Annotated in this window: 21 protein-coding genes and 1 riboswitch; of the genes, 16 read left to right on the top strand and 5 right to left on the bottom strand. The window is 48.0% G+C overall.

Features of this window, described 5'->3' with window-relative positions; all coding sequences use genetic code 11:
* Nucleotides 1-3: 3 nt before the first annotated feature.
* Nucleotides 4-108, bottom strand: a riboswitch (TPP riboswitch).
* Between the two features lie 124 nt (nucleotides 109-232).
* The gene (locus OA57_RS00945) at nucleotides 233-1300 is read right to left on the bottom strand and encodes an AI-2E family transporter (protein WP_034612248.1); all 1068 of its coding nucleotides are present in this window, start codon (nucleotides 1298-1300) and stop codon (nucleotides 233-235) included.
* Nucleotides 1301-1410: 110 nt separating this feature from the next.
* On the opposite strand from OA57_RS00945, the gene arsC reads away from it, so the two are divergent.
* Entirely contained in the window at nucleotides 1411-1767 is a 357-nt protein-coding gene (gene arsC, locus OA57_RS00940; protein ID WP_034612246.1) for an arsenate reductase (glutaredoxin), read from the top strand.
* Here the strand turns inward: arsC and hda are convergent.
* The 3 genes from hda to upp are packed head-to-tail and all read right to left on the bottom strand — an operon-like array spanning nucleotide 1762 to nucleotide 4402.
* A complete protein-coding gene (gene hda, locus OA57_RS00935; RefSeq protein WP_034612243.1) occupies nucleotides 1762-2463 on the bottom strand; it encodes a DnaA inactivator Hda in 702 nt (233 codons plus the stop codon). The two genes, arsC and hda, sit on opposite strands and share 6 nt — an antisense overlap.
* A gap of 20 nt (nucleotides 2464-2483) precedes the next feature.
* Nucleotides 2484-3746 carry a uracil-xanthine permease family protein gene (locus OA57_RS00930; RefSeq protein WP_034612241.1) on the bottom strand — a complete coding sequence of 421 codons (1263 nt, stop codon included), beginning with the start codon at nucleotides 3744-3746 and terminating at the stop codon, nucleotides 2484-2486.
* A gap of 29 nt (nucleotides 3747-3775) precedes the next feature.
* The gene (upp, locus tag OA57_RS00925; protein ID WP_034612238.1) at nucleotides 3776-4402 is read right to left on the bottom strand and encodes a uracil phosphoribosyltransferase; all 627 of its coding nucleotides are present in this window, start codon (nucleotides 4400-4402) and stop codon (nucleotides 3776-3778) included.
* A 243-nt stretch (nucleotides 4403-4645) separates the two neighbouring features.
* On the opposite strand from upp, the gene purM reads away from it, so the two are divergent.
* The 15 genes from purM to lnt all read left to right on the top strand — a co-directional run bounded on the left by purM (nucleotide 4646) and on the right by lnt (nucleotide 20397).
* Nucleotides 4646-5692, top strand: a complete 1047-nt coding sequence (gene purM, locus OA57_RS00920) for a phosphoribosylformylglycinamidine cyclo-ligase (protein WP_034612505.1) — start codon at nucleotides 4646-4648, stop codon at nucleotides 5690-5692.
* Entirely contained in the window at nucleotides 5689-6327 is a 639-nt protein-coding gene (purN, locus tag OA57_RS00915) for a phosphoribosylglycinamide formyltransferase (protein WP_034612235.1), read from the top strand. Before purM ends, purN begins: the two co-directional genes overlap by 4 nt.
* Nucleotides 6328-6464: 137 nt before the next feature.
* Complete coding sequence (locus OA57_RS00910; protein ID WP_034612233.1) at nucleotides 6465-7418, top strand: peptidylprolyl isomerase; 954 nt, start codon at nucleotides 6465-6467, stop codon at nucleotides 7416-7418.
* Nucleotides 7419-7507: 89 nt separating this feature from the next.
* Nucleotides 7508-8350 carry a 16S rRNA (adenine(1518)-N(6)/adenine(1519)-N(6))-dimethyltransferase RsmA gene (gene rsmA, locus OA57_RS00905; protein ID WP_034612229.1) on the top strand — a complete coding sequence of 281 codons (843 nt, stop codon included), beginning with the start codon at nucleotides 7508-7510 and terminating at the stop codon, nucleotides 8348-8350.
* 10 nt (nucleotides 8351-8360) lie between these two features.
* A complete protein-coding gene (apaH, locus tag OA57_RS00900; RefSeq protein WP_034612228.1) occupies nucleotides 8361-9194 on the top strand; it encodes a bis(5'-nucleosyl)-tetraphosphatase (symmetrical) ApaH in 834 nt (277 codons plus the stop codon).
* A gap of 121 nt (nucleotides 9195-9315) precedes the next feature.
* Entirely contained in the window at nucleotides 9316-10425 is a 1110-nt protein-coding gene (locus OA57_RS00895; RefSeq protein ID WP_034612225.1) for a transglutaminase-like domain-containing protein, read from the top strand.
* Nucleotides 10400-10753: a membrane protein gene (locus tag OA57_RS00890; protein ID WP_034612223.1), complete on the top strand. Its 354-nt coding sequence runs from the start codon at nucleotides 10400-10402 to the stop codon at nucleotides 10751-10753. Before OA57_RS00895 ends, OA57_RS00890 begins: the two co-directional genes overlap by 26 nt.
* A 23-nt stretch (nucleotides 10754-10776) precedes the next feature.
* Nucleotides 10777-11082: a heavy-metal-associated domain-containing protein gene (locus OA57_RS00885; RefSeq protein WP_034612502.1), complete on the top strand. Its 306-nt coding sequence runs from the start codon at nucleotides 10777-10779 to the stop codon at nucleotides 11080-11082.
* A gap of 183 nt (nucleotides 11083-11265) precedes the next feature.
* Nucleotides 11266-13848: a leucine--tRNA ligase gene (gene leuS, locus OA57_RS00880; RefSeq protein WP_034612220.1), complete on the top strand. Its 2583-nt coding sequence runs from the start codon at nucleotides 11266-11268 to the stop codon at nucleotides 13846-13848.
* Between the two features lie 123 nt (nucleotides 13849-13971).
* Nucleotides 13972-14439 carry an LPS assembly lipoprotein LptE gene (gene lptE / locus OA57_RS00875; RefSeq protein ID WP_052122320.1) on the top strand — a complete coding sequence of 156 codons (468 nt, stop codon included), beginning with the start codon at nucleotides 13972-13974 and terminating at the stop codon, nucleotides 14437-14439.
* A gap of 15 nt (nucleotides 14440-14454) precedes the next feature.
* Nucleotides 14455-15534 (top strand): DNA polymerase III subunit delta, encoded by a 1080-nt coding sequence (gene holA, locus OA57_RS00870; RefSeq protein WP_084589836.1) that lies wholly within the window; start codon nucleotides 14455-14457, stop codon nucleotides 15532-15534.
* Between the two features lie 51 nt (nucleotides 15535-15585).
* Nucleotides 15586-16170 (top strand): porin family protein, encoded by a 585-nt coding sequence (locus OA57_RS00865; protein ID WP_034612217.1) that lies wholly within the window; start codon nucleotides 15586-15588, stop codon nucleotides 16168-16170.
* A gap of 177 nt (nucleotides 16171-16347) precedes the next feature.
* On the top strand, nucleotides 16348-17772 hold the full coding sequence (locus OA57_RS00860; protein ID WP_034612214.1) for a sucrose-specific PTS transporter subunit IIBC: 1425 nt from the start codon (nucleotides 16348-16350) through the stop codon (nucleotides 17770-17772).
* A 154-nt stretch (nucleotides 17773-17926) separates the two neighbouring features.
* Nucleotides 17927-18820: a CNNM family magnesium/cobalt transport protein CorC gene (gene corC / locus OA57_RS00855; RefSeq protein WP_034612212.1), complete on the top strand. Its 894-nt coding sequence runs from the start codon at nucleotides 17927-17929 to the stop codon at nucleotides 18818-18820.
* Entirely contained in the window at nucleotides 18820-20397 is a 1578-nt protein-coding gene (lnt, locus tag OA57_RS00850; RefSeq protein ID WP_034612208.1) for an apolipoprotein N-acyltransferase, read from the top strand. The genes corC and lnt overlap by 1 nt, the downstream gene beginning before the upstream one ends.
* Nucleotides 20398-20474: 77 nt before the next feature.
* On the opposite strand, the gene infA is transcribed toward lnt, so the two are convergent.
* Complete coding sequence (gene infA / locus OA57_RS00845) at nucleotides 20475-20693, bottom strand: translation initiation factor IF-1 (RefSeq protein WP_034612205.1); 219 nt, start codon at nucleotides 20691-20693, stop codon at nucleotides 20475-20477.
* Between the last annotated feature and the right edge of the window lie 74 nt (nucleotides 20694-20767).

Below are 20767 nucleotides of genomic sequence, written 5' to 3'. Positions count from 1 at the left end.
ACGTAAGATGATTGACTTGTTCCCTTCGCAGGTCTTAACCCGAGCAGGTTCCACGGATCCCGGTTTACGGTCTCAGCCAATAGATCATTGGCACTCCGACAAGAGAGAGTAGTATAAGGAAGCCGCTGTCGGCGGACAAGGCGTAATGCGGCAAAATGTGATTTCGGTGCGGTTTTAGGCTGAAATGCGGAAATCAAGCTAAAGTGCGGTTTGTACCGCACTTGATGGCGATTTAAGCGGGTTCGGCATCGTCATTCGACGGCCAAGCGTTTACGACCGCTTTGACCAGTGTTGCCAGCGGAATGGCAAAGAAGACGCCCCAGAATCCCCATAATCCGCCGAAAATCAGGACAGCCAAAATAATAATCAGCGGGTGTAGGTTCACCGCTTCGGAAAATAAGACCGGCACCAACAGATTACCGTCCAGAATTTGGATAATCAGGTAACCCAGCATTAAATACCAGAAGGTCGGGGTAACGCCGAACTGAACCAGCGCAACCAACGCAATCGGAATGGTGATTAACACCGCACCGACATAAGGCACCAGAACGGATAAGCCCACGCCGACCGATAGCAGTAACGGATAACGCAGACCGAAGAACAGGAATAAAATATAAGTGATTGCGCCGATAATCACGATTTCCAGAAATTTGCCGCGGATATAGTTGGAAATCTGGCTTTGCATTTCTGTCCACACTTGTGAAGCCAAAGTGCGGTTGCGCGGCATAAAGCGCATTACGCCTTGAATCAGCTCTTGTTTGTCCTTCACTAGAAAAAAGACCATTAACGGCACCAGAAATGCGTAAATGCCGATAGTCACCAGACTGAGCAGTGAGGACAGCGAATAGCGCAGCGCCGATTCACCGAAGGTCAGCAATTTAGTGCGGGCGTTGCTGAAGAGGGCGTCGAGCATCGGATAGTCTATGAGATCGGGATAATGTTCTGGCAGGGTCAACAGCCATTCATGCAATTGATTGATCATGTTCGGCAAGTCTTGTACCAGCGAGATAGTCTGTGTCCATAAGCGCGGCACGACCACGATCATAATGAAAATAATCAAAGTCGCAGACAGCAGTAGCGTAATAGCAGCGGCCGCTATTCGCGGCAGTTTCAACTTTTGCGACAGGAAAGTGATCGGTGTTTCCAGTAAGTAGGCGAAAACGAGTGCAATCAGTAACGGGGCGATAATATCACTGAAGAAATAGATCGCCACAAAGAGGAAAAATAAAATGGCAAACAGCCCGAGGGCTTGTGGATCAGTAAAGCGGCGTTTATACCATTTTTGAAACATTTCCCACATCAGTATTTTCCTATGGTCAAATAAATCAGACTTTTTGATTATAACAAGTTATTGACTTAATGAAAGATTAAAACCATGATGAAGCCGATAAAATTAACAAGGAGTAAGTAATGACAGGCAAGGTAAAAATTTTGCATAACCCGACATGTTCGAAAAGTCGTGAAACGCTGCAATTATTGGAGAGCCGTGGGATTGCACCTGAGGTGGAAGTCTATTTGCAGAAAGCCTATTCGGTGGCGGAGCTGCAAACGCTTTGCCGCCGTTTGGGGATTGACGATGTACGCCGAATGATGAGAGTGAATGATGAGCTGTACCGCACTTTGGGCTTAGACAATCCGGCATTGACGCAGCAACAGCTTTTGGCGGCGCTGGCACAGCATTCGGCATTGCTTGAACGTCCGATTGTGATTAACGGCGAGCAGGCAAGAATCGGGCGTCCGCCGCAAGCGGTGCTGGAAATTTTATAAATTCAGGCAGTGTTTGACAAAAGGAATGGTTAATTTGCGCTGAGCCTGTAACGAAGCCTGATCGAGCTGTTGCAAGGTGTCGAAAAGGCTCTGGGTATCACGTTCCAGCCGTTTGAGTAAAAACAATCCCACTTCGTCCGGCAATTCCAAGCCGCGCAAACGGGCGCGCTGTTGCAGCGCTTTCAGTTTCTGTATTTCGTCGAGCGGCTGTAGTTTGTGTACTTCGCCCCAACTGAGACGGGAGCGTAAATCATTGAGTGAAACGGGAAGATGGCGGGGGGAAACGTCGGCACTGAGAATCAGGATAGCGCGTTTTTGTTCTTTGATACGATTGTATAAATCGAAAAGTGCGGTTTCCCATTTTCGTTGTCCGGCAATCCGTTGCAGATCGTCGATGCAGACCAGATCCTGATTTTCCAGATTGTCCAAGACATCGGGCGAAAAATGCACGGCTTGCTTGAGCGGAATAAAACTGGCGTTACCGCCGCGATCAAACAGATAGTCGCAGCAGGCTTTCAATAAATGGCTTTTGCCGCAGCCGGATTCGCCGTACAGATAAAAGAACTGTTGCTGTTGTTGCAGTAGATGGCGGCGCAATGCATCCAACAGCAACAGATTATTTTCGGCATAGAAATTCTGTAGCGTCAAATCGTCTATCTGTTGGATTGGCAATGTCAGTTGTACTGCGGTTGTCAAACGTTCACCTGCTTTTGGAATTATATAACGGGTTCTTGTTCACCCTTCGGCAGAATCAAATTCATGATCACCGCCACGATGGCGCACAGGCTGATGCCTTTTAGCGATACTTCGCCGACATTTAACATCATGCCGCCGATACCGAATGTCATGACCACGGAAATAATACACAGGTTACGCGGTTCGGATACATTCACTTGCGCCTTAATCAGGGTACTCATGCCGACAACGGCAATTGAGCCGAATACCAACATCATAATGCCGCCCATAACAATTGTCGGAATAGTGGATAAAAATGCGCCGACTTTGCCGCAGAATGAAATGGCGATAGCCCAACAGGCCGCCCAAGTCATGATTGTCGGATTGAAATTTCGGGTCAACATCACTGCGCCGGTGACTTCGGCATAGGTTGTGTTCGGCGGACCGCCTAAAAACGAGGCGGCGGAGGTGGCAATCCCGTCACCGAGCAAAGTGCGGTGCAGCCCCGGTTTTTTTAGGAAGTCTTTACCGGTGACCGAGCTGATCGCCATGATACCGCCGACATGTTCAATGGCGGGGGCAATAGCAATCGGCAGTAGATAGAGAATCGCTTCCAATTTAAATTCCGGTGTGGTGAGTGTCGGCATACTGAACCAAGCGGCATTGCCGATAGCGGTAAAATCAACTAAGCCGAGAGTCAGCGCCAAAACATAACCGACGGCAATGCCGAACATAATCGGAATCAGCCTCATCAAGCCTTTGGTAAAAACGGCAACCGCCAAGGTGGTGATCAAGGTCGCCATCGACACTAAAACGGCTTGTTCGTAGGGATAAAGTTGTGCGCCGTCCCCGCCTTTGCCGATCGCCATATTGACCGCCAACGGCGCCAAGCCCATGCCGATAATGATGATAATCGGGCCGACGACGACCGGTGGGAATACCCGTTGCAGAATTGCCGCGCCTTTCAGTTTCACCAAGACACTCAGCGCGATATAAACCAAACCGGCGCCCATTAATCCCCCCATCGTCACCGCTAATCCCCAAGTGGCGATACCGTATTGCATCGGGGCGATAAAAGCGAAAGAAGAGGCGAGAAAAATCGGGACTTGGCGACGAGTACAGAGTTGAAACAGCAGCGTGCCGACACCGGCGGTCAAAAGTGCGGTATTGCTGTCAAGCCCGACAATCAACGGCACGAGAACCAAGGCGCCGAATGCCACAAACAGCATTTGCAGCCCGACGAACGCCTGTTTGACCAAACTTTGTGTCGGTAGATCGTCATGTGCCGGAATGGAATTTTGCATGGTGGATTTCCCGTTGCTGAAAAAATAGGTTATTTAGTGCCGAAAATTTTATCACCGGCATCGCCCAGACCCGGAATGATATAACCCTGCTCATTCAAGTGATCATCGATGGACGCAGTATACAATTCTACATCGGGGTGGGCTTTTTCCAATACCGCAATCCCTTCCGGCGCAGCAACCAACACCAAGACTTTGATCTGTTTGCAGCCTTTGGCTTTCAGCAAGTCAATGGTGGCAACCATTGAGCCGCCGGTTGCCAGCATCGGATCAACCACGATTGCCAACCGCTCTTCTAAATCGCCCGCCAGCTTCTGAAAATACGGCACCGGCTCCAGAGTCTCTTCGTTGCGGTACATGCCGACCACACTGATGCGGGCGCTGGGAATATGTTCCAGCACGCCGTCCATCATGCCCAGACCGGCACGCAGAATCGGAACAACCGTCACTTTTTTGCCTTTGATGCGTTCCACTTCTACCGGACCGTTCCAACCGTCGATAATCACGGTTTCGGTCTCCAGATCCGCCGTGGCTTCATAAGTCAGCAGGCTGCCGACTTCGGTTGCCAGTTCACGAAAGTTTTTGGTATTGATTTCTGCGGCACGCATCAGGCCGAGTTTGTGTTTGATCAGCGGGTGTTTGACTTGAACCAGTTTCATTTTCAGCTCCTTGAAGATTTATCCGCTAAATTTTAATGGATAGGTCAAAGAATTAATAGCTTTTTATGTTAAGCGAAGAGAATTTCACACAATAAAACCGAAAACATGAAAGCACAACGATTCCTGAATTTAGCTATCGCCAATAATCGACAGGGCATGTTACAATCGTTACCGTTTGAATAATGAGCAGTAACGCTCGTAGGAACCATGGCTTTTGCTAAACAACAGAAACAGGAACTTATCGTGGAAAAGAAAGCATTGAGTTATAAAGATGCCGGCGTGGATATTACCGCCGGCAATGACTTGGTTGACAGAATCAAAGAAGACGTCAGACGGACTCGCCGTCCGGAAGTGATGGGCGGATTGGGTGGTTTTGGTGCGCTATGTTCCATTCCGGCAAAATATAAAGAACCGGTGCTGGTTTCCGGCACCGACGGTGTCGGCACGAAGTTGCGTTTAGCGATAGATTTGCACAAACACGATACCATCGGAATTGATTTGGTGGCAATGTGCGTCAATGATCTGGTGGTGCAAGGCGCCGAACCGCTGTTTTTCTTGGATTATTATGCAACCGGCAAACTGGAAGTTGATGTTGCGGCGGATGTGATTAAGGGCATTGCCGACGGTTGCGAACAGGCGGGCTGCGCCTTGGTCGGCGGCGAAACGGCGGAAATGCCGGGTATGTATCATCGTGGTGATTACGATTTGGCCGGTTTTTGTGTCGGCGTAGTGGAAAAAAGCGAAATTATCGATGCCAGCAAAGTGAAAGTGGGCGATACGCTGATTGCATTAGGTTCCAGCGGGCCGCATTCCAACGGTTATTCGTTAATCCGCAAAGTCTTGGAAGTCAGCGGCGTTGAGGCGGCAACGGAATTGCTGAACGGCAAACCGCTGGCGGCGCATTTACTGGCGCCGACTAAAATTTATGTCAAATCCGTCTTACAATTGATCAAGCATGTTGATGTACACGCAATTTCCCACTTGACCGGCGGCGGTTTCTGGGAAAATATACCGCGCGTGCTGCCTGCGCACGTCAAAGCGGTGATCAATGAAAACAGCTGGCAGTGGCCGGCAGTGTTTGATTGGTTGCAGCAACAGGGCAATATCGATCGTCATGAGATGTACCGCACTTTCAACTGCGGAGTCGGTATGGTGATTGCGCTGCCGCAAAAAGATGTGGAAACCGCACTTGCCCTACTGCAACAAGCCGGAGAAAAGGCCTGGGTGATCGGGCATATTGATGCGTTAGGTCATGATGAAACCCAACAAGTGGTGATGCCGGCCGTATGATCAACATCGCAGTATTGGTTTCCGGCGAGGGCAGTAATTTGCAGGCATTGATTGATGCCTGCCGAAACGGCAGCATTAACGGGAAAATCGTCACGGTGGTCAGTAATCAAAGTGATGCTTACGCCTTGCAGCGGGCGCACGATGTCGGGATTGAAAACCGCACTTTTTTGCGTTCAAATTACGCAAATAATCGGTTGATGGATTGTGCTGTCGCCGATTACTTGGAACAACGGCAAGTTGACCTGATCGTGCTGGCCGGTTATATGAAAATTTTGACCGAAGGCTTCGTTCAGCGTTTTGCAGGTAAGATTTTGAATATTCATCCGTCGTTGTTGCCGAAATATCCCGGCTTGGACACCTATCGTCGGGCAATGGAAGCCGGTGATCGCGAACACGGCACCACGGTGCATTTCGTCAATGAAACCGTCGACGGCGGTGCGATCGTGTTACAGGCAAAAGTGCCGATTTTCAGCGATGATCAACAAACCGATGTCGTCGATCGGGTCAAAGCCCAAGAGCGGCAAATTTATCCGTTGGTGGTTGCTTGGTTTTGTGACGGAAGATTATGCCTGCATAGCGACAAAGCCTATCTGGATAATCAGCCGTTAGCGGCGGACGGCTATGCGGCTGAGTAGGCTGCTAATCGTGATATTCGGTTAAAAATTGTTGAACAATTAGGCAACTGTTGTGAATTATCAACATAAATTGGAATTTTTTGGTAAAAATAGGTTCTAAGCAAAGTAGCTTTTTAATCATGAGAATTGGAAAAACAATGAAATTGAACAAGATCAAAGCAAAATTTATTGGTAGTCTGGCGTTACTGTTTGCTTTTTATTTACCTGTGCAGGCGGTGGCCGCCGAAAAAGTGGTGGCAACGGTTAACGGCAGCCCTATTCTGGCGAGTCAGGTGAAAAAAGAGCTGGGTAAAAAGGCGGATAATGCCGCCAACCGCCAGAAGGCGCTGGACGGATTGATTGATGATCTTTTGGTACAGCAGGCCATTCGGGAATCCGGTGTACGTATCAGCAGCGGGCAGGTTGATCAAGTATTTCAAAGCATTGCCGACAGTAACGGCCTGACTTGGGGACAACTACTGGACGTGTTGGATTATCAGGGCGTGAATTATCACCAATACCGCAACCAGATTGCCCATCAATTGTTGATGAACGAAGTCCGTCAACAAAATATCGGCAAAAGTATCAGTGTAACCCGTGAGGAAGTGGACGCACTGGGTAACAGCCTGCAACAGCAGGCTGAAAAGAGCGGTAAGCTGAAAAAACAACTGGCGCCGGAATATCGTGTCCGCCATATTCTCTTGAAAACCAACCCGATTTTGACCGATCAAAAAGCCAAAGCGGAATTAAGTAAAATCCGAGCCGATATTTTGGCGAAAAAAACGACGTTTGAAGCGGCGGCAAAAGCCAATTCGAAAGATTATTTGTCCGGTGATAAAGGCGGGGATTTAGGTTTTGCTTTCCCTGAGATCTATGTGCCTGAATTTGCCAAAGTCGTACGCAGCAGTAAGCAAGGCACGATTTCACAGCCGTTTAAGACCGAACACGGCTGGCATATTTTGCAAGTTACCGAGACGCGAAAAGGCGACAGAACCGATGATTTCTATCGTCAAAAAGCTTATGAGCAGATCGTCAACAAGCAGGCGCAGGAAGAAGCGCGCAACTGGGTCAGCGGTTTGCGTAAACGGGCGGAAATCAAGATTCTGGATTAATCCGACCGCACTTGAACAACAAAATCCCGCACTTGTCGGGATTTTGTTTTATACTTAGCACCAATTTTATTCGAGCGGACAGACGACTCATGAATTCAAAAAAACATCTAGGGCACACCGCCCGTAAGCGTTTCGGGCAGAATTTTTTGCACGATCAACAGGTTATTCAAGATATTGTGGCGGCGATTCACCCGCAAAACGATCACTGTCTGGTGGAAATCGGACCGGGATTGGGGGCGCTGACCGAACCGGTTGCCGAGCAGATTGAGCGTTTGACCGTAATTGAACTGGATAGGGATTTGGCGGAACGCCTGCGCCATCATCCGTTTTTACATCAAAAATTGATCGTGATCGAGCAAGATGCGATGACGGTCGATTTTCGTCGCTTGTCTGAGCAAGTCGGGCAGAAAGTACGGGTGTTCGGCAATTTGCCGTACAATATTTCTACACCGTTGATGTTCCATCTGTTTGAGTATTACGACTGCATTCAAGATATGCATTTTATGCTGCAAAAAGAGGTGGTGAAGCGTTTGTGCGCCGCCCCGAACAGTAAAGCCTACGGGCGTTTGACGGTGATGGCGCAATATTTTTGTCAGATTATGCCGGTGTTGGACGTGCCGCCGAGCGCTTTCAAACCGGCGCCGAAAGTCGATTCGGCGGTGGTGCGCCTGATTCCGCACCGCACTTTGCCGCATCCGGTCAAGGATTTGTATTGGTTGAACCGAGTTTGCAGCCAAGCATTCAATCAGCGGCGCAAGACATTGCGTAATGCGCTTTCCACGTTGCTCAGTGCGGAACAGTTGACCGCACTTGAGGTTGATCAAAATGCGCGTGCCGAAAATCTGTCGGTTGCCGATTATGCCCGTCTGGCAAACTGGTTGAGCGATAATCCGCCGCAAGCCGAACGTGAACAGCCGGCGGACGGCGAATAGGCGGAACGCGATGGCGACCTATATTGTCGGGGATTTACAAGGCTGTTTTGACGAACTGCGGCTGCTATTGGATAAGGTGGGGTTTGATCCGCAGCAGGACGAGCTTTGGCTAGTCGGCGATTTAGTTGCCAGAGGCGACAAATCGTTGGAATGTCTACGCTTTGTTAAGGGGCTGGGCAATGCGGCAAAAACCGTGTTAGGCAATCACGATCTGCATTTGATTGCGACCGCACTTGGCTTGAAATCGATCAAGAAAAAAGATCGGGTTGATACGATTTTTGCCGCCGATGATTTTCAGGAACTGATCGACTGGTTGCGTCATCAGCCGTTATTGCGCCAACATCCGCAGCACGGTTTTTTAATGTGCCATGCCGGCATCAGTCCGGATTGGAGTTTGCGCCGTGCCAAAAAATGCGCTGCCGAAGTGGAAGCGGTGTTACGGCACGGAGACTACCGCACTTTGATTAAAAATATGTACGGTGATCAACCTGCCCGTTGGAACAGACAGCTGCAAGGGCAAGCACGGCTACGCTATATTTTGAATGCGTTTACCCGAATGCGTTTTTGTTATGCCGATCATCGGTTGGATTTCGACTCTAAAGCCACATTGGCGGACGCACCGCCCGATCTGTTTCCGTGGTATGAGCTGGATAACCCGACCTATCAGCAGCAACCGATTCTGTTCGGACATTGGGCAAGCCTGGTGGGCGAATCCACCCCGAAAGGCATTTATGCACTGGATTCGGGCTGTGTTTGGGGCAATTATATGACCATGCTGCGTTGGGACGATCAGCAGTTTTTCTACCAAAGTGCGGTAAAAAATTATCTATCGTTTGATAAATAATGCGCAAAGCGATTTGCTTTTTGGTTATTTTCCCTTATCCTTAGTTATGCTTATTTGGGCTGATACCATAAGCATAGGGTTATATAACAAGTTTTGTTTATATCAATACAGGATTCTGCCAATGAAAAAATTAATGCTGGCCACTGCACTGGCTTGTGCCGTCGGCAGTGCTAATGCGGCTGTTCTACAAAACAGCGTCAATACCGATTCCCACACTTTTGAACTCACCAAAACATTCGACATTGTTGCGCCGAAAGGCTCAAGCGGTGAAACCCGACTTTGGGTTCCGATTCCGTTTAACAATGATTACCAAGATGTGAAATTCATTCAATATGAAGGCAATTATCAACAAGCTTACATCACGGAAAATAATGTTTACGGGGCAAAAACGTTGTATGCCACATGGGCTGACAATGCCGAAAAACGGGATTTAAAAATCACGCTGGTTATTCAAACCAAAGATCGCGAACAGCGCAAAAGCGGTACTTTAGATAATTATCAACCGCCTGAAAAAATTCATTATTCCGTTGATGTTTTGCCATATTTAAAACCGACCCAACACATCAAAATCGATGGCATTGTGAAAGAATATGCCGATAAAATTGTCGGTGCCGAAACCAATCCGCTGAAAAAAGCGGCATTAATTCATCACTGGATTGTGAATAATATGGAACGTGATAATTCGGTGCTGGGTTGTGGTGACGGTGATGTAGAGAAAATTTTAACAACCGGCGTGCTGCGTGGAAAATGTACCGATATTAACTCGGTGTTTGTGGCGTTGGCGCGTGCAGTGGATATTCCGGCAAGGGAAGTCTTTGGTGTGCGGTTAGGTGCCGCACCGAAAATGGAAAAATATTCAAAAACCGCATTCGGCAGTGCTGATGAGAATCACATTGCCAACGTCAGCGGCGGACAACATTGCCGTGCCGAGTTCTATTTAGCCGGTTTCGGTTGGGTTCCGGTGGACTCGGCAGATGTGACAAAAATGCGTTTGGCAGAGAAAAAAGCGGCTGATGATGCGGATGTTAATGCGGTAGCCGATTATTTATTCGGCAACTGGGAGATGAACTGGGTGGGGTATAATCACGGGCGTGATTTTGACTTGTACCCTATGCCGGAGCTGACGCCGTTGAATAATTTCGGCTATCCGTATGCCGAAATCGGCGGTGATCCATTAAATTTCTTTGATCCGAAAGAATTCAAATATGAATTTATTTCCAAAAAATTATAATCACCGCTTTATTGCCGCCGGCATGGCGGCACTGGCAACAGCGGTAACCTCGACGTTATGTTGTATTGCGCCGTTGGTTTATCTGCTGTTTGGCATATCTTCCCCGTTTTTAATCGGACTCAATCAGTTGGCGTTTTTACAAATTCCGATGCTGATTTTGTCATTGGCACTTTTTGGCTATGGTTTTTGGTTATTGATGTTTTCAAATAAGGTGATTTGCACCCGATATTTATCTCATCGCAGCTTGATGGTATTGTATTGTCTCGTGTTCGTGCTGATCCTGTTTTTTCTGTCATACCCGATATTGTTGCCTTGGTTTTTGGAATAAAGGATAAAAAAGAGATTTTTATGCTGAAAAAAATATTATCTTTCATGGTGTTATATAGCTTGCTGAGCGGTTTTTCATTTGCCGCGGCGAATGCGACGATTGAAACCGATGAAAAGCAGCTTATGTTGCAGGTCAATGAAATGAATTGCCAGTTATGTGCTTATTTAGTGAACAAAGAATTGCGCAATCTGGAGGGGGTAGTTTCAACCAAAGCCAACATAAAAACCCAGTTGGTGAACGTTATCGTTAAAAAAGATTTTGATCACCAACGGCTGATTCAGGCAATGGACGGTTTGCATTACACGGCGGCGGTAGTTTCCGCAGACTAACGGACTGCATATTCGACAACCCCGATTCAGCAGCCCGTTGTATTGCGCCAGACGATGGGCTGTCGGCTCGTTTTCTCCTCAATAAATCCTGTTATTCTAAGCCATTCTAGGCTATGCTATATCCCATTTTATATTTAGCCGCAAAGTTGCGGTTTTTTGTATTGATTAAAAGGTAATTTCGCTATGCAAGAACAATATCGTCCGGATCAGATTGAACCGAAAGTGCAGAATTATTGGCTGGATAACAAAGTATTTGCCGCCAAAATTGACCTCAGCAAACAAAAATACTACTGCCTCTCCATGTTTCCGTATCCGTCCGGCCGATTGCATATGGGACATGTGCGTAATTATACCATCGGTGATGTGGTCGCCCGCTACCAACGCATGAACGGTAAAAACGTATTGCAGCCGATCGGTTGGGACGCATTCGGTATGCCGGCGGAAAATGCAGCGATTAAAAATAAAACCTCGCCCGCACCTTGGACTTATGAAAATATCGCCTACATGAAGCAGCAGCTGAAAATACTGGGTTTTGGTTACGATTGGGATCGTGAATTGACCACCTGCAAACCGGATTACTATAAATGGGAGCAATGGTTTTTCACGGAACTATATAAAAAAGGGCTGGTGTATAAGAAAACATCGGTGGTGAACTGGTGTCCGAATGATGAAACCGTGCTGGCAAACGAACAGGTCGATGAAGGCCGCTGTTGGCGCTGTGATACGCCGGTGGTACAAAAAGAGATTCCGCAGTGGTTTGTGAAAATCACCGAGTATGCCGAACAATTGCTGCAAGGATTGGACAACTTGCCGCAATGGCCGGATCAGGTTAAAAGTATGCAGCGCAACTGGATCGGTCGTTCCGAAGGGGTGGAAATCAGCTTCCAGATAGCCGACAGTGATGAAAAACTGGCGGTTTACACCACCCGTCCGGATACGTTCTTCGGCGTGTCTTATGTGGCGGTGGCCGCCGCGCACCCGTTGGCTGCGCAAGCCGCACAGCATAATCCCGAATTGGCAAAATTTATTACCGAGAGCAAGAATGCCAAAGTAGCGGAAGCCGATTTGGCCACGATGGAAAAGAAAGGCATGGCGACCGGACTGGATGTTATTCATCCGCTCACCGGTGAAAAAGTACCGGTTTGGGTGGCGAATTTCGTTTTGATGCACTACGGAACCGGTGCCGTGATGGCTGTGCCGGCACATGATCAGCGTGATTATGAATTTGCACGGAAGTATCATCTGCCGATTAATGCCGTGATTCGTCCGCTAGACGAAACCGCACTTGATATCAGCCGAGCGGCATTTGTCGAACCCGGTGTGCTGTTTAATTCGGGCAAATTTGACGGACTGGATTTTGAACAGGCGTTCAATGCGATTGCCGACGAACTGGAAAACATCGGTGCGGGCAAGCGTCAGGTCAATTACCGCCTGCGTGATTGGGGCGTTTCCCGCCAGCGTTATTGGGGCGCACCGATTCCAATGTTAACACTGGAAAACGGTGATGTGGTGCCGGTACCGATGGAAGATTTGCCGGTTATTTTGCCGGAAAATGTGGTGATGGACGGCGTGCAAAGCCCGATTAAAGCGGATCCGAACTGGGCGAAAACCCACTATAACGGACAGCCTGCTTTGCGTGAAACCGACACGTTTGATACGTTTATGGAATCCTCTTGGTATTACGCCCGTTATACCTGTCCGAAATATCAAGACGGCATGCTGGATTCGGCCGAAGCCAATTACTGGTTGCCGGTCGATCAATATATCGGCGGCATTGAACACGCCACCATGCATTTATTGTATTTCCGTTTTTATCACAAACTGTTGCGTGATGCCGGGCTGGTGCAAGCCGATGAGCCGGTGACGAAATTACTGTGTCAGGGCATGGTGCTGGCGGACGCCTATTACTATATTTCCGACAGTAACGAACGTATTTGGGTTTCGCCGACCGATGTCAGCGTAGAGCGCGACGAAAAAGGGCGGATTATCAAAGCGTTGGATAAAGACGGGCGTGAACTGGTACACGCCGGCATGACCAAAATGTCGAAATCGAAAAACAACGGTATCGATCCGCAGGAAATGGTGGAGAAATACGGTGCCGACACTGTGCGTTTGTTCATGATGTTCGCCTCGCCTGCCGAGATGACGCTGGAGTGGCAGGAAGCCAGTGTTGAAGGGGCAAACCGCTTCCTGCGTCGTTTGTGGAATTTAGTGTTTGAATATAACCGCAATCCGGCAACCGTAGCGTTAGATATTAATGCGCTATCTGCCGCACAAAAATCGTTACGCCGTGATCTACACAAAACCATTGCGAAAGTCAGTGATGATATCGGTCGTCGCCAAACGTTCAATACCGCAATTGCCGCAATTATGGAGTTGATGAATAAACTGACCCGCGCCTCACTGGAGAGTGAGCAGGATCGAGCGGTGATGGCGGAAGCGTTAAGTGCGGTCGTGAGAATGCTGTATCCGATCACACCGCATATCTGCTTCACTTTATGGCATGAACTGGGCAATCAGGATACCATTGATTTTGCGCCGTGGGTGCAAGCCGATGAAGCGGCAATGGTTGACGAAGAGAAATTGATCGTGGTTCAGGTCAACGGTAAAGTACGCGGCAAATTGACGGTTGCTGCCGATGCGGCGGAAGAGGCGATTAAGCAAACCGCACTTGCCGATGAAAACGTTGCGCGCCATCTGGACGGTTTGACTATCGTGAAGACCATTTATGTCGCAGGCAAGTTATTCAGTTTTGTGGCAAAATAAGCCATAATCGCAGAGGCGGATTATCTGTCCGCCATTATCTGTCGCTTTATAAAGTGCGGTTTTAACCTCAACAGAAGGATACAAAGTGTGTCGAAAAAAAGTTATTTGTTTCTGATTTGCGGCATGGTTGCGTTGTTAAGCGCCTGTGGTTTTCAGTTTGCCAATCAGGGCGGAATCGAGAAAGAATTTCAAACGCTAAAACTGCAAAGTGCGGATCCGTATGATTATTTGAGTCGTGAAGTCCGCAGTCAGTTGCGGCTGCATCAGGTGAATATTGTAGAAAGCGGTGATGTGCCGGAATTGCGGATTAAAGGACAATCGATTTCGTCCAACGTGGTTTCTGTTTTTAAGCAGGGGCGCGAAGCGGAAAAATTGTTGACCCTCAATCTGAATGCGACAATGTATATTCCCGGGCGGGGAGAGTTTCCGTTGACGGTGCGTAACAGCCGGACATTTTTTGACGATTCCCGTGCGGCACTGGCGAAATCGGCGGAAGAAGATGTGATTCATAACGATATGCGGGCGCAGGCGGCGCGGCAGTTGATTATCAAAATAATCAGCCTGCAAAAACAGCTGTCTATAACCCCTTAAATTCGATTTGCCGTTGTGAAACGTATTCAAGCCGTCCAGTTGGATCCCCTGTTGCAACAAGGGCTTGCACCCGGTTATTTACTGGCGGGGCAAGATCCGCTGTTGTTGGACGAATCGCGTCAGGCGTTGATTCAATATGCCGGACAGCAGCAGTTTGATGAGGTTTTGCAGCGAGCGGTCGATAATGCCGCCGATTGGGACGATCTGTATCAACGTTGTCATTCCCGAGGCTTGTTTTATCAAAAATCGGTTTTGCTGCTGACGTTGCCGGATACCCTGAACCAGTCGCTACAGAAGAAATTATCGGCATTGATCGGGCTGCTGCACGCTGATATTTTGCTGGTTCTGCAATTTTCGCGCTTTAATCTGCAAACGGAAAAACAGGGCTGGTTTAGCGCATTGGAACAGTATTCGGCTAATCGAAGCGTCTTAGTCAATTGCCAAACGCCGACGCCGGAACAGCTGCCGCAATGGATTCAACAGCGTGCCAAAGCGTTGCAATTGACGTTGGACAGCGAAGCGCTGCAATTGCTGGCGTATAGCTATGAAAGCAATTTGCTGGCGCTCAAGCAACTGTTGAATCTGCTCAAGCTGGTTTATCCTGAGGGTAAGATAAATTACCTGAAAGCCAAAGCCTGTGTGGAGCAGTCTTCGGTGTTCACGCCTTACCAGTGGCTTGATGCGATGCTGGAAGGGAAAACCAAAAGAGCGGTGCGGATTTTGTATTCGCTCAAAAATGAGGACGTGCAGCCGTTGATTTTGCTGCGCAGTGCTCAAAAAGAGCTGAATACGATTTTACAGCTCGCCGGTGCAGAGCGTGTCGTCAACACGGCTGCGCCACTGCCGTTGCACAACTTGCGGCAACATTTCGACCGACTGCGGGTTTGGCAAAATCGCAGACCATTTTTTACCAAAGCCATGCAGCGAATGCGGTATGCCGACTTATTCCGTTTGCTGCAAAAATTGGCGCAAATCGAACGGCAGCTCAAACGGGATTTTGATGCTGATGTTTGGCCGATGTTTGAAGATTTTACCCTGCTGTTTTCGCACCACGCAATCTCTTCAGATCGGATAGGAAAAAGTGAAAACGGCTAGAAGCGTATCAAATCGACACGATTTATTTTGATAATTGAAAAGGAGAACAACATGAAAAAATTATTCGTTCCAACACTATTCGTTCTTGGCGTTGCCGCATCAAGTGCGGTACAGGCGGCTCCGGCGGGGCAAACGTTTGTCGGCCCCTCTGTCGGCTTGAATTTGGCGACCAATAAAGGCACCGGCAGTGAGGTGTCATTCAAACGTTTTACCTCGTTGAACTTGATTGGTGATTACGGTTTCGATTACGGGCATGATTTTGTCGGTCTGCCTTATGCCTCGATTAAACTGTTCGGTGACAAATTGGGGCGTTCCGACACGCTCAATATCAGTAATTCCTCCGGCACGGAGATCAAACAGCGTGATCATTACACATTGGGTTATGCGCAAGGCTATCGGATTACCCCGAATTTACTTGCTTTCGGCAAATTGAATTACAACTATTCCGAGATTAAATTTGAGAATTTAAATAACGATAAACGTAATTTTAAAGGTTTTGGCTATGGTGCCGGCGTGCGTTATGCGTTGGATTCCGATATTGAATTGGGGGTGGAATATATCCGCTCCAATCTGAAACACGGCGATGATAAGCTGAAACTGAACACTTTCGATTTCTCCGTATCTTACCGTTTTTAGTCGCCATTGCTGTATCGGCAAAAAGAGAGAACCTCGCTTAACGCGAGGTTTTTTGTTAACCGGATCACAAAAATAAAATCGGACTAAAACGATTTAGTTAAAATGATAGCCTAACTAAAACGTTTTAGTTAAAATTGTGCAGATTATAGTCAGCCTCGAATAAACAGGAGAAAAATGATGGATTTTCCAAAAATTGCCCGGCAGGTCATTGAAAAACTCGGCGGGAAAGAAAATATCAGCGCCCTGGCGCACTGTGCGACCCGTTTGCGGATTGTCTTGAAAGACGAAGCGCAAGTCGATAAAGAAGCAATCGAAAATATTGACGGCGTGAAAGGTCAGTTTTCGGTTGCCGGTCAGTATCAAATTATTTTTGGTTCGGGCACGGTCAATAAAGTCCATGCGGAAATGAGCGCCATGTTGGGCATGGGCGATATGACCAAAAATGATGTGGCGGCAGCCGGCGCACAGAATCAGAATCTCTTGCAGCGGCTGGTGAAAGGCTTGGCGGATATTTTCGTTCCGATTATTCCGGCAATCGTTGCCGGCGGTTTGTTAATGGGGCTTGCCAATGTTTTCATGGCAAAAGACCTGTTTGTCGAAGGCATGTCGTTAATTGACACTCACCCGGAATTGGCGGATTTGGCGGCAATGATTAACACTTTTGCCAATGCACCGTTTGTCTTTTTGCCGATTTTGATCGCTTTTTCCGCAACACGGAAATTCGGCGGTAATCCGTTTTTAGGGGCGGCATTGGGGATGTTGCTGGTTCATCCGGATTTAGTCAACGGCTGGAACTACACCAGTGTAGTGGCGGAAGGCAAACTCGCCTATTGGAATATCTTTGGTTTTGACATTGAACGTGTCGGCTATCAAGGTTCCGTTTTGCCGGTTTTAGTAGCTTCTTGGATTTTGGCTACGTTGGAAAAAGCATTGCGCAAAGTGGTGCCGTCGGTATTAGATAATCTGCTGACACCGCTATTGGCATTGTTTATTGCCGGCTTACTGACTTTCAGTTTTGTCGGGCCGATCACCCGTGAAGCCGGTTTTTTACTCGGTGCGGGCTTAACCTGGTTGTATGATACGGCGGGCTTTATCGGCGGAGCACTGTTTGGTGCGTTGTATGCACCGATTGTCATCACCGGTATGCACCAGACCTTTATTGCGATTGAAACGCAATTGTTGGCGGATTTTGCCACGACCGGCGGTACGTTTATCTTCCCGATTGCGGCGATGTCCAATATTGCGCAGGGCGCGGCCTGTCTGGCGGTTTTTGTGATTATGAAAGACGTGAAAACCCGAGGTATCGCCTTGCCGTCCGGCATCAGTGCGCTGTTGGGTATTACCGAACCGGCAATGTTCGGGGTGAACTTGCGTTACCGCTATCCGTTTATCGGGGCGATGGTCGGAGCCGGTTGTGCCAGTGCGTTTGTGGCATTATTTAATGTCAAAGCACAAGCGTTGGGTGCGGCGGGCTTGCCGGGTATCATTTCGATTAAACCGAACGATATCAGCATGTATGTTATCGGTATGCTGATTGCATTTGTGGTGGCTTTCTCGGTCACGGTCGTTTTAGGCAAAAGAGCGCAGAACAAAGTGAAGTGATATATAGCGTATCGCCTTGAACAACAACCAACCAAACGGAAAGTGCGGTTGGTTTTTTTGTTTGGTTGAACCGCAAACGGCTGGCGAAGCCTTATAAAATATGCTAGTTTGAGAATGCTTATTTTAATAAACCAGAGTGATAATATAAAAGATTATGAGTGACGAACAGACGACGAACGACAATCAGGAACAAAGTACGAAAAAAGGGTTTTTCCATTCGCTGCTGGGCGGGCTGTTTCAGGGCGAGCTGAAAAACAGGGAAGCACTGGTTGAAGTCATTCGGGACTCCGAACAGAATGACTTGATCGATCAGGATACCCGAGAAATGATTGAAGGCGTGATGGAAATTTCGGAGTTGCGGGTGCGTGATATTATGATTCCGCGTGCGCAGATTGTGTTTATTAATAAAGATCAGTCGTTGGATTCCTGTTTAGACGTGATCATTGAATCCGCACATTCCCGTTTTCCGGTGGTCAGTGATGAACGGGATAATGTTGAAGGGTTACTGCTCGCCAAAGATTTGTTGCCGTTTTCACGCACCAATGCGGAAGAGTTTGATATGTCGTCCATTTTGCGCCCCGCCGTGATTGTGCCGGAAAGCAAGCGTGTCGATCGCATGTTGAAAGAATTCCGTTCCGAGCGTTTCCACATGGCGGTTGTGGTCGACGAATTCGGCGCTGTTTCCGGATTAGTGACGATTGAGGATATTTTGGAACAGATTGTCGGCGATATTGAAGATGAATTTGACGAGGAAGAAGCGGCGGATATCCGCCAACTTTCACGCCATACCTATTCCATACTGGCGTTGACCGACATTGAGGATTTCAACGAAAAATTCGGTACGCATTTTGATTCGGAAGAAGTCGATACCATCGGCGGCGTGATTATGCAGGCTTTCGGTTATCTACCGAACCGTGATGAAGAAATTGAATTGGAAGGATTGCAGTTTAAAGTGGTTTCGGCGGACAGTCGGAAAATTATCCAGCTGTGGGTCAGAGTGCCGGATGAAATCGAGGTGGAACCGGAACAGACGGAAAGTAACCAGTGATGTCGTTCTTCTCTCACCCGATAAGCAGAATTCTGCTGAGTATGATGTTAGGGGCAAGCGGCGTGCTTGCTTTTTCCCCCTTTGATTTTTGGGGCATGGCGTATTTCAGTCTGGGCGGACTGATTTTTCTGGCAACGCAACGCGAACGCAAAACCGCACTTTATAGCGCTTATTTCTGGGCTCTCGGCTTTTTTACATTCGGCATTAACTGGATACACGTCAGCATTAACCTGTTTGGCGGCGTGCCGCTGCTGTTGAGCTATTTGGCGGTGTTGTTATTGGCCGCTTACTTATCGCTTTACCCGCTACTGTTCGCTTACCTTGTGCAGCGTTTTCAAATTCAAAGTGCGGTATTGTTTGCGATTTTATGGACATTCACCGAATTTTTGCGCGGCTGGGTATTGACCGGTTTTCCTTGGCTGCAATTCGGTTATTCGCAAATCGACAGCCCGTTTTTTGGTCTTGCGCCGCTGTTCGGCGTACAAGGCGTGACATTTTTTGTGGTTTGGATGTCGGCACTGTCGGTTGCTTTAATCAAATATTGGTTGATTCCGACAGTCAATCGCACTGCCTTGAGTGTAAGTGCTGTCGTGATGTTACTGTTGGTCGGCGGAGCGGCATTTTATCTCGGGCAGAAAGCGGATTATCGAACAAAAAATCAGCATAATAACTCAGCAGAACTGACGATCACGCTGGTGCAGGGCAATATCGAACAAAATCTGAAATGGGATCCGGATCATTTCAGTCATACCATTAATATTTATCAAAAGTTGATTGCACCGTACTTGGGCAAAAGTGATTTGATTATTCTGCCGGAAGCGGCAATTCCGACTTTGGAAAATCGGGTTCCCGCCCTGTTGCAACGTTGGCAAACTGCGGCGGCGGAGCACGGCAGTGAGTTGATTGTCGGCACGGTATATCACAATCCGCTGTCGGATAGGTTTCATAACTCGGTGATTGTTCTCGGCAACCCGCAGCAGCCTTATACATTAGAAACCGAAAACCGCTATAACAAACACCATCTTGTGCCGTTTGGCGAATATGTGCCGCTGGAAAGTATTTTGCGCCCATTAGGCAGTATGTTCAATTTGCCGATGTCCAACTTTAAACAAGGCGACTATCTGCAAGCCCCGCTCAAGGCAAAAGGGCTGGAATTAACGGCGGCTATCTGCTATGAAATTGTTCTGGGCAGCCAATTACAGCAAAATTTGGCGCAAAATAAACAGAGTGATTTTATCCTGACGGTCTCTAACGATGCTTGGTTCGGTGATTCTATCGGCCCGTGGCAGCATTTCCAAATGGCAAGAATGCGGGCGTTAGAAAACGGCAAAGCGGTGATTCGCGCCACCAATACCGGCATTACCGCTTTTATCGGTGCCGACGGCAAGGTTATCGAGCAAGCGCCGCAATTTATCGCAACGACACTGACGACAACATTAAAAACGGAGAGCCGAACCACGCCTTATACGACATTCGGCGACAAACCGTTATATCTCTTATCGTTAGTCTTACTGTTATTGCATATTTTCACCGCACTTTTCCGCCGCAAACTGCTACAGCAAGCTTGCGTAAAATAAAAGGGGTTGTCTAAGATAAAGGCGCTGGCTAATCCGAAGTGATGGTCAGCGCTTTTTTAGCGAAAAGAAATTGAGAATTAACGACTGCGGAAAATAATGCGTCCTTTGCTCAAATCATAAGGGGTCAGCTCAACAGTCACTTTATCCCCGGTCAAAATACGGATATAGTTTTTACGCATTTTGCCTGAAATGTGCGCCGTTACCACATGTCCATTTTCCAGTTCAACCCGAAACATGGTATTCGGCAAGGTTTCCAAAATCGTCCCTTGCATCTCAATGCTGTCTTCTTTAGCCATTCATTCCTCTGAAATTTTTCATCTTGAATACATTTATTTACCAGAAAATTCGAACCGCACTTCAACGCAGTTCA

The organism is Chelonobacter oris (assembly GCF_000772535.1).
Lineage (GTDB): Bacteria > Pseudomonadota > Gammaproteobacteria > Enterobacterales > Pasteurellaceae > Chelonobacter > Chelonobacter oris.
The sequence above is the reverse complement of the archived record's forward strand: the minus strand, read 5'-3'. Positions and strand labels throughout refer to the sequence as shown.

What these genes read in the sequence shown, in the direction of transcription:
- rsmA (WP_034612229.1), top strand. Translation starts at nt 7,508, where the DNA reads ATGAATTCAAAAAAACATCTAGGGCACACCGCCCGTAAGCGTTTCGGG.
- OA57_RS00895 (WP_034612225.1), top strand. Translation starts at nt 9,316, where the DNA reads ATGAAAAAATTAATGCTGGCCACTGCACTGGCTTGTGCCGTCGGCAGT.
- leuS (WP_034612220.1), top strand. Translation starts at nt 11,266, where the DNA reads ATGCAAGAACAATATCGTCCGGATCAGATTGAACCGAAAGTGCAGAAT.
- OA57_RS00890 (WP_034612223.1), top strand. Translation starts at nt 10,400, where the DNA reads ATGAATTTATTTCCAAAAAATTATAATCACCGCTTTATTGCCGCCGGC.
- purN (WP_034612235.1), top strand. Translation starts at nt 5,689, where the DNA reads ATGATCAACATCGCAGTATTGGTTTCCGGCGAGGGCAGTAATTTGCAG.
- OA57_RS00945 (WP_034612248.1), bottom strand. Translation starts at nt 1,300, where the DNA reads ATGTGGGAAATGTTTCAAAAATGGTATAAACGCCGCTTTACTGATCCA.
- OA57_RS00865 (WP_034612217.1), top strand. Translation starts at nt 15,586, where the DNA reads ATGAAAAAATTATTCGTTCCAACACTATTCGTTCTTGGCGTTGCCGCA.
- arsC (WP_034612246.1), top strand. Translation starts at nt 1,411, where the DNA reads ATGACAGGCAAGGTAAAAATTTTGCATAACCCGACATGTTCGAAAAGT.
- apaH (WP_034612228.1), top strand. Translation starts at nt 8,361, where the DNA reads ATGGCGACCTATATTGTCGGGGATTTACAAGGCTGTTTTGACGAACTG.
- infA (WP_034612205.1), bottom strand. Translation starts at nt 20,693, where the DNA reads ATGGCTAAAGAAGACAGCATTGAGATGCAAGGGACGATTTTGGAAACC.
- lptE (WP_052122320.1), top strand. Translation starts at nt 13,972, where the DNA reads ATGGTTGCGTTGTTAAGCGCCTGTGGTTTTCAGTTTGCCAATCAGGGC.
- OA57_RS00910 (WP_034612233.1), top strand. Translation starts at nt 6,465, where the DNA reads ATGAAATTGAACAAGATCAAAGCAAAATTTATTGGTAGTCTGGCGTTA.
- lnt (WP_034612208.1), top strand. Translation starts at nt 18,820, where the DNA reads ATGTCGTTCTTCTCTCACCCGATAAGCAGAATTCTGCTGAGTATGATG.
- OA57_RS00860 (WP_034612214.1), top strand. Translation starts at nt 16,348, where the DNA reads ATGGATTTTCCAAAAATTGCCCGGCAGGTCATTGAAAAACTCGGCGGG.
- upp (WP_034612238.1), bottom strand. Translation starts at nt 4,402, where the DNA reads ATGAAACTGGTTCAAGTCAAACACCCGCTGATCAAACACAAACTCGGC.
- corC (WP_034612212.1), top strand. Translation starts at nt 17,927, where the DNA reads ATGAGTGACGAACAGACGACGAACGACAATCAGGAACAAAGTACGAAA.
- OA57_RS00930 (WP_034612241.1), bottom strand. Translation starts at nt 3,746, where the DNA reads ATGCAAAATTCCATTCCGGCACATGACGATCTACCGACACAAAGTTTG.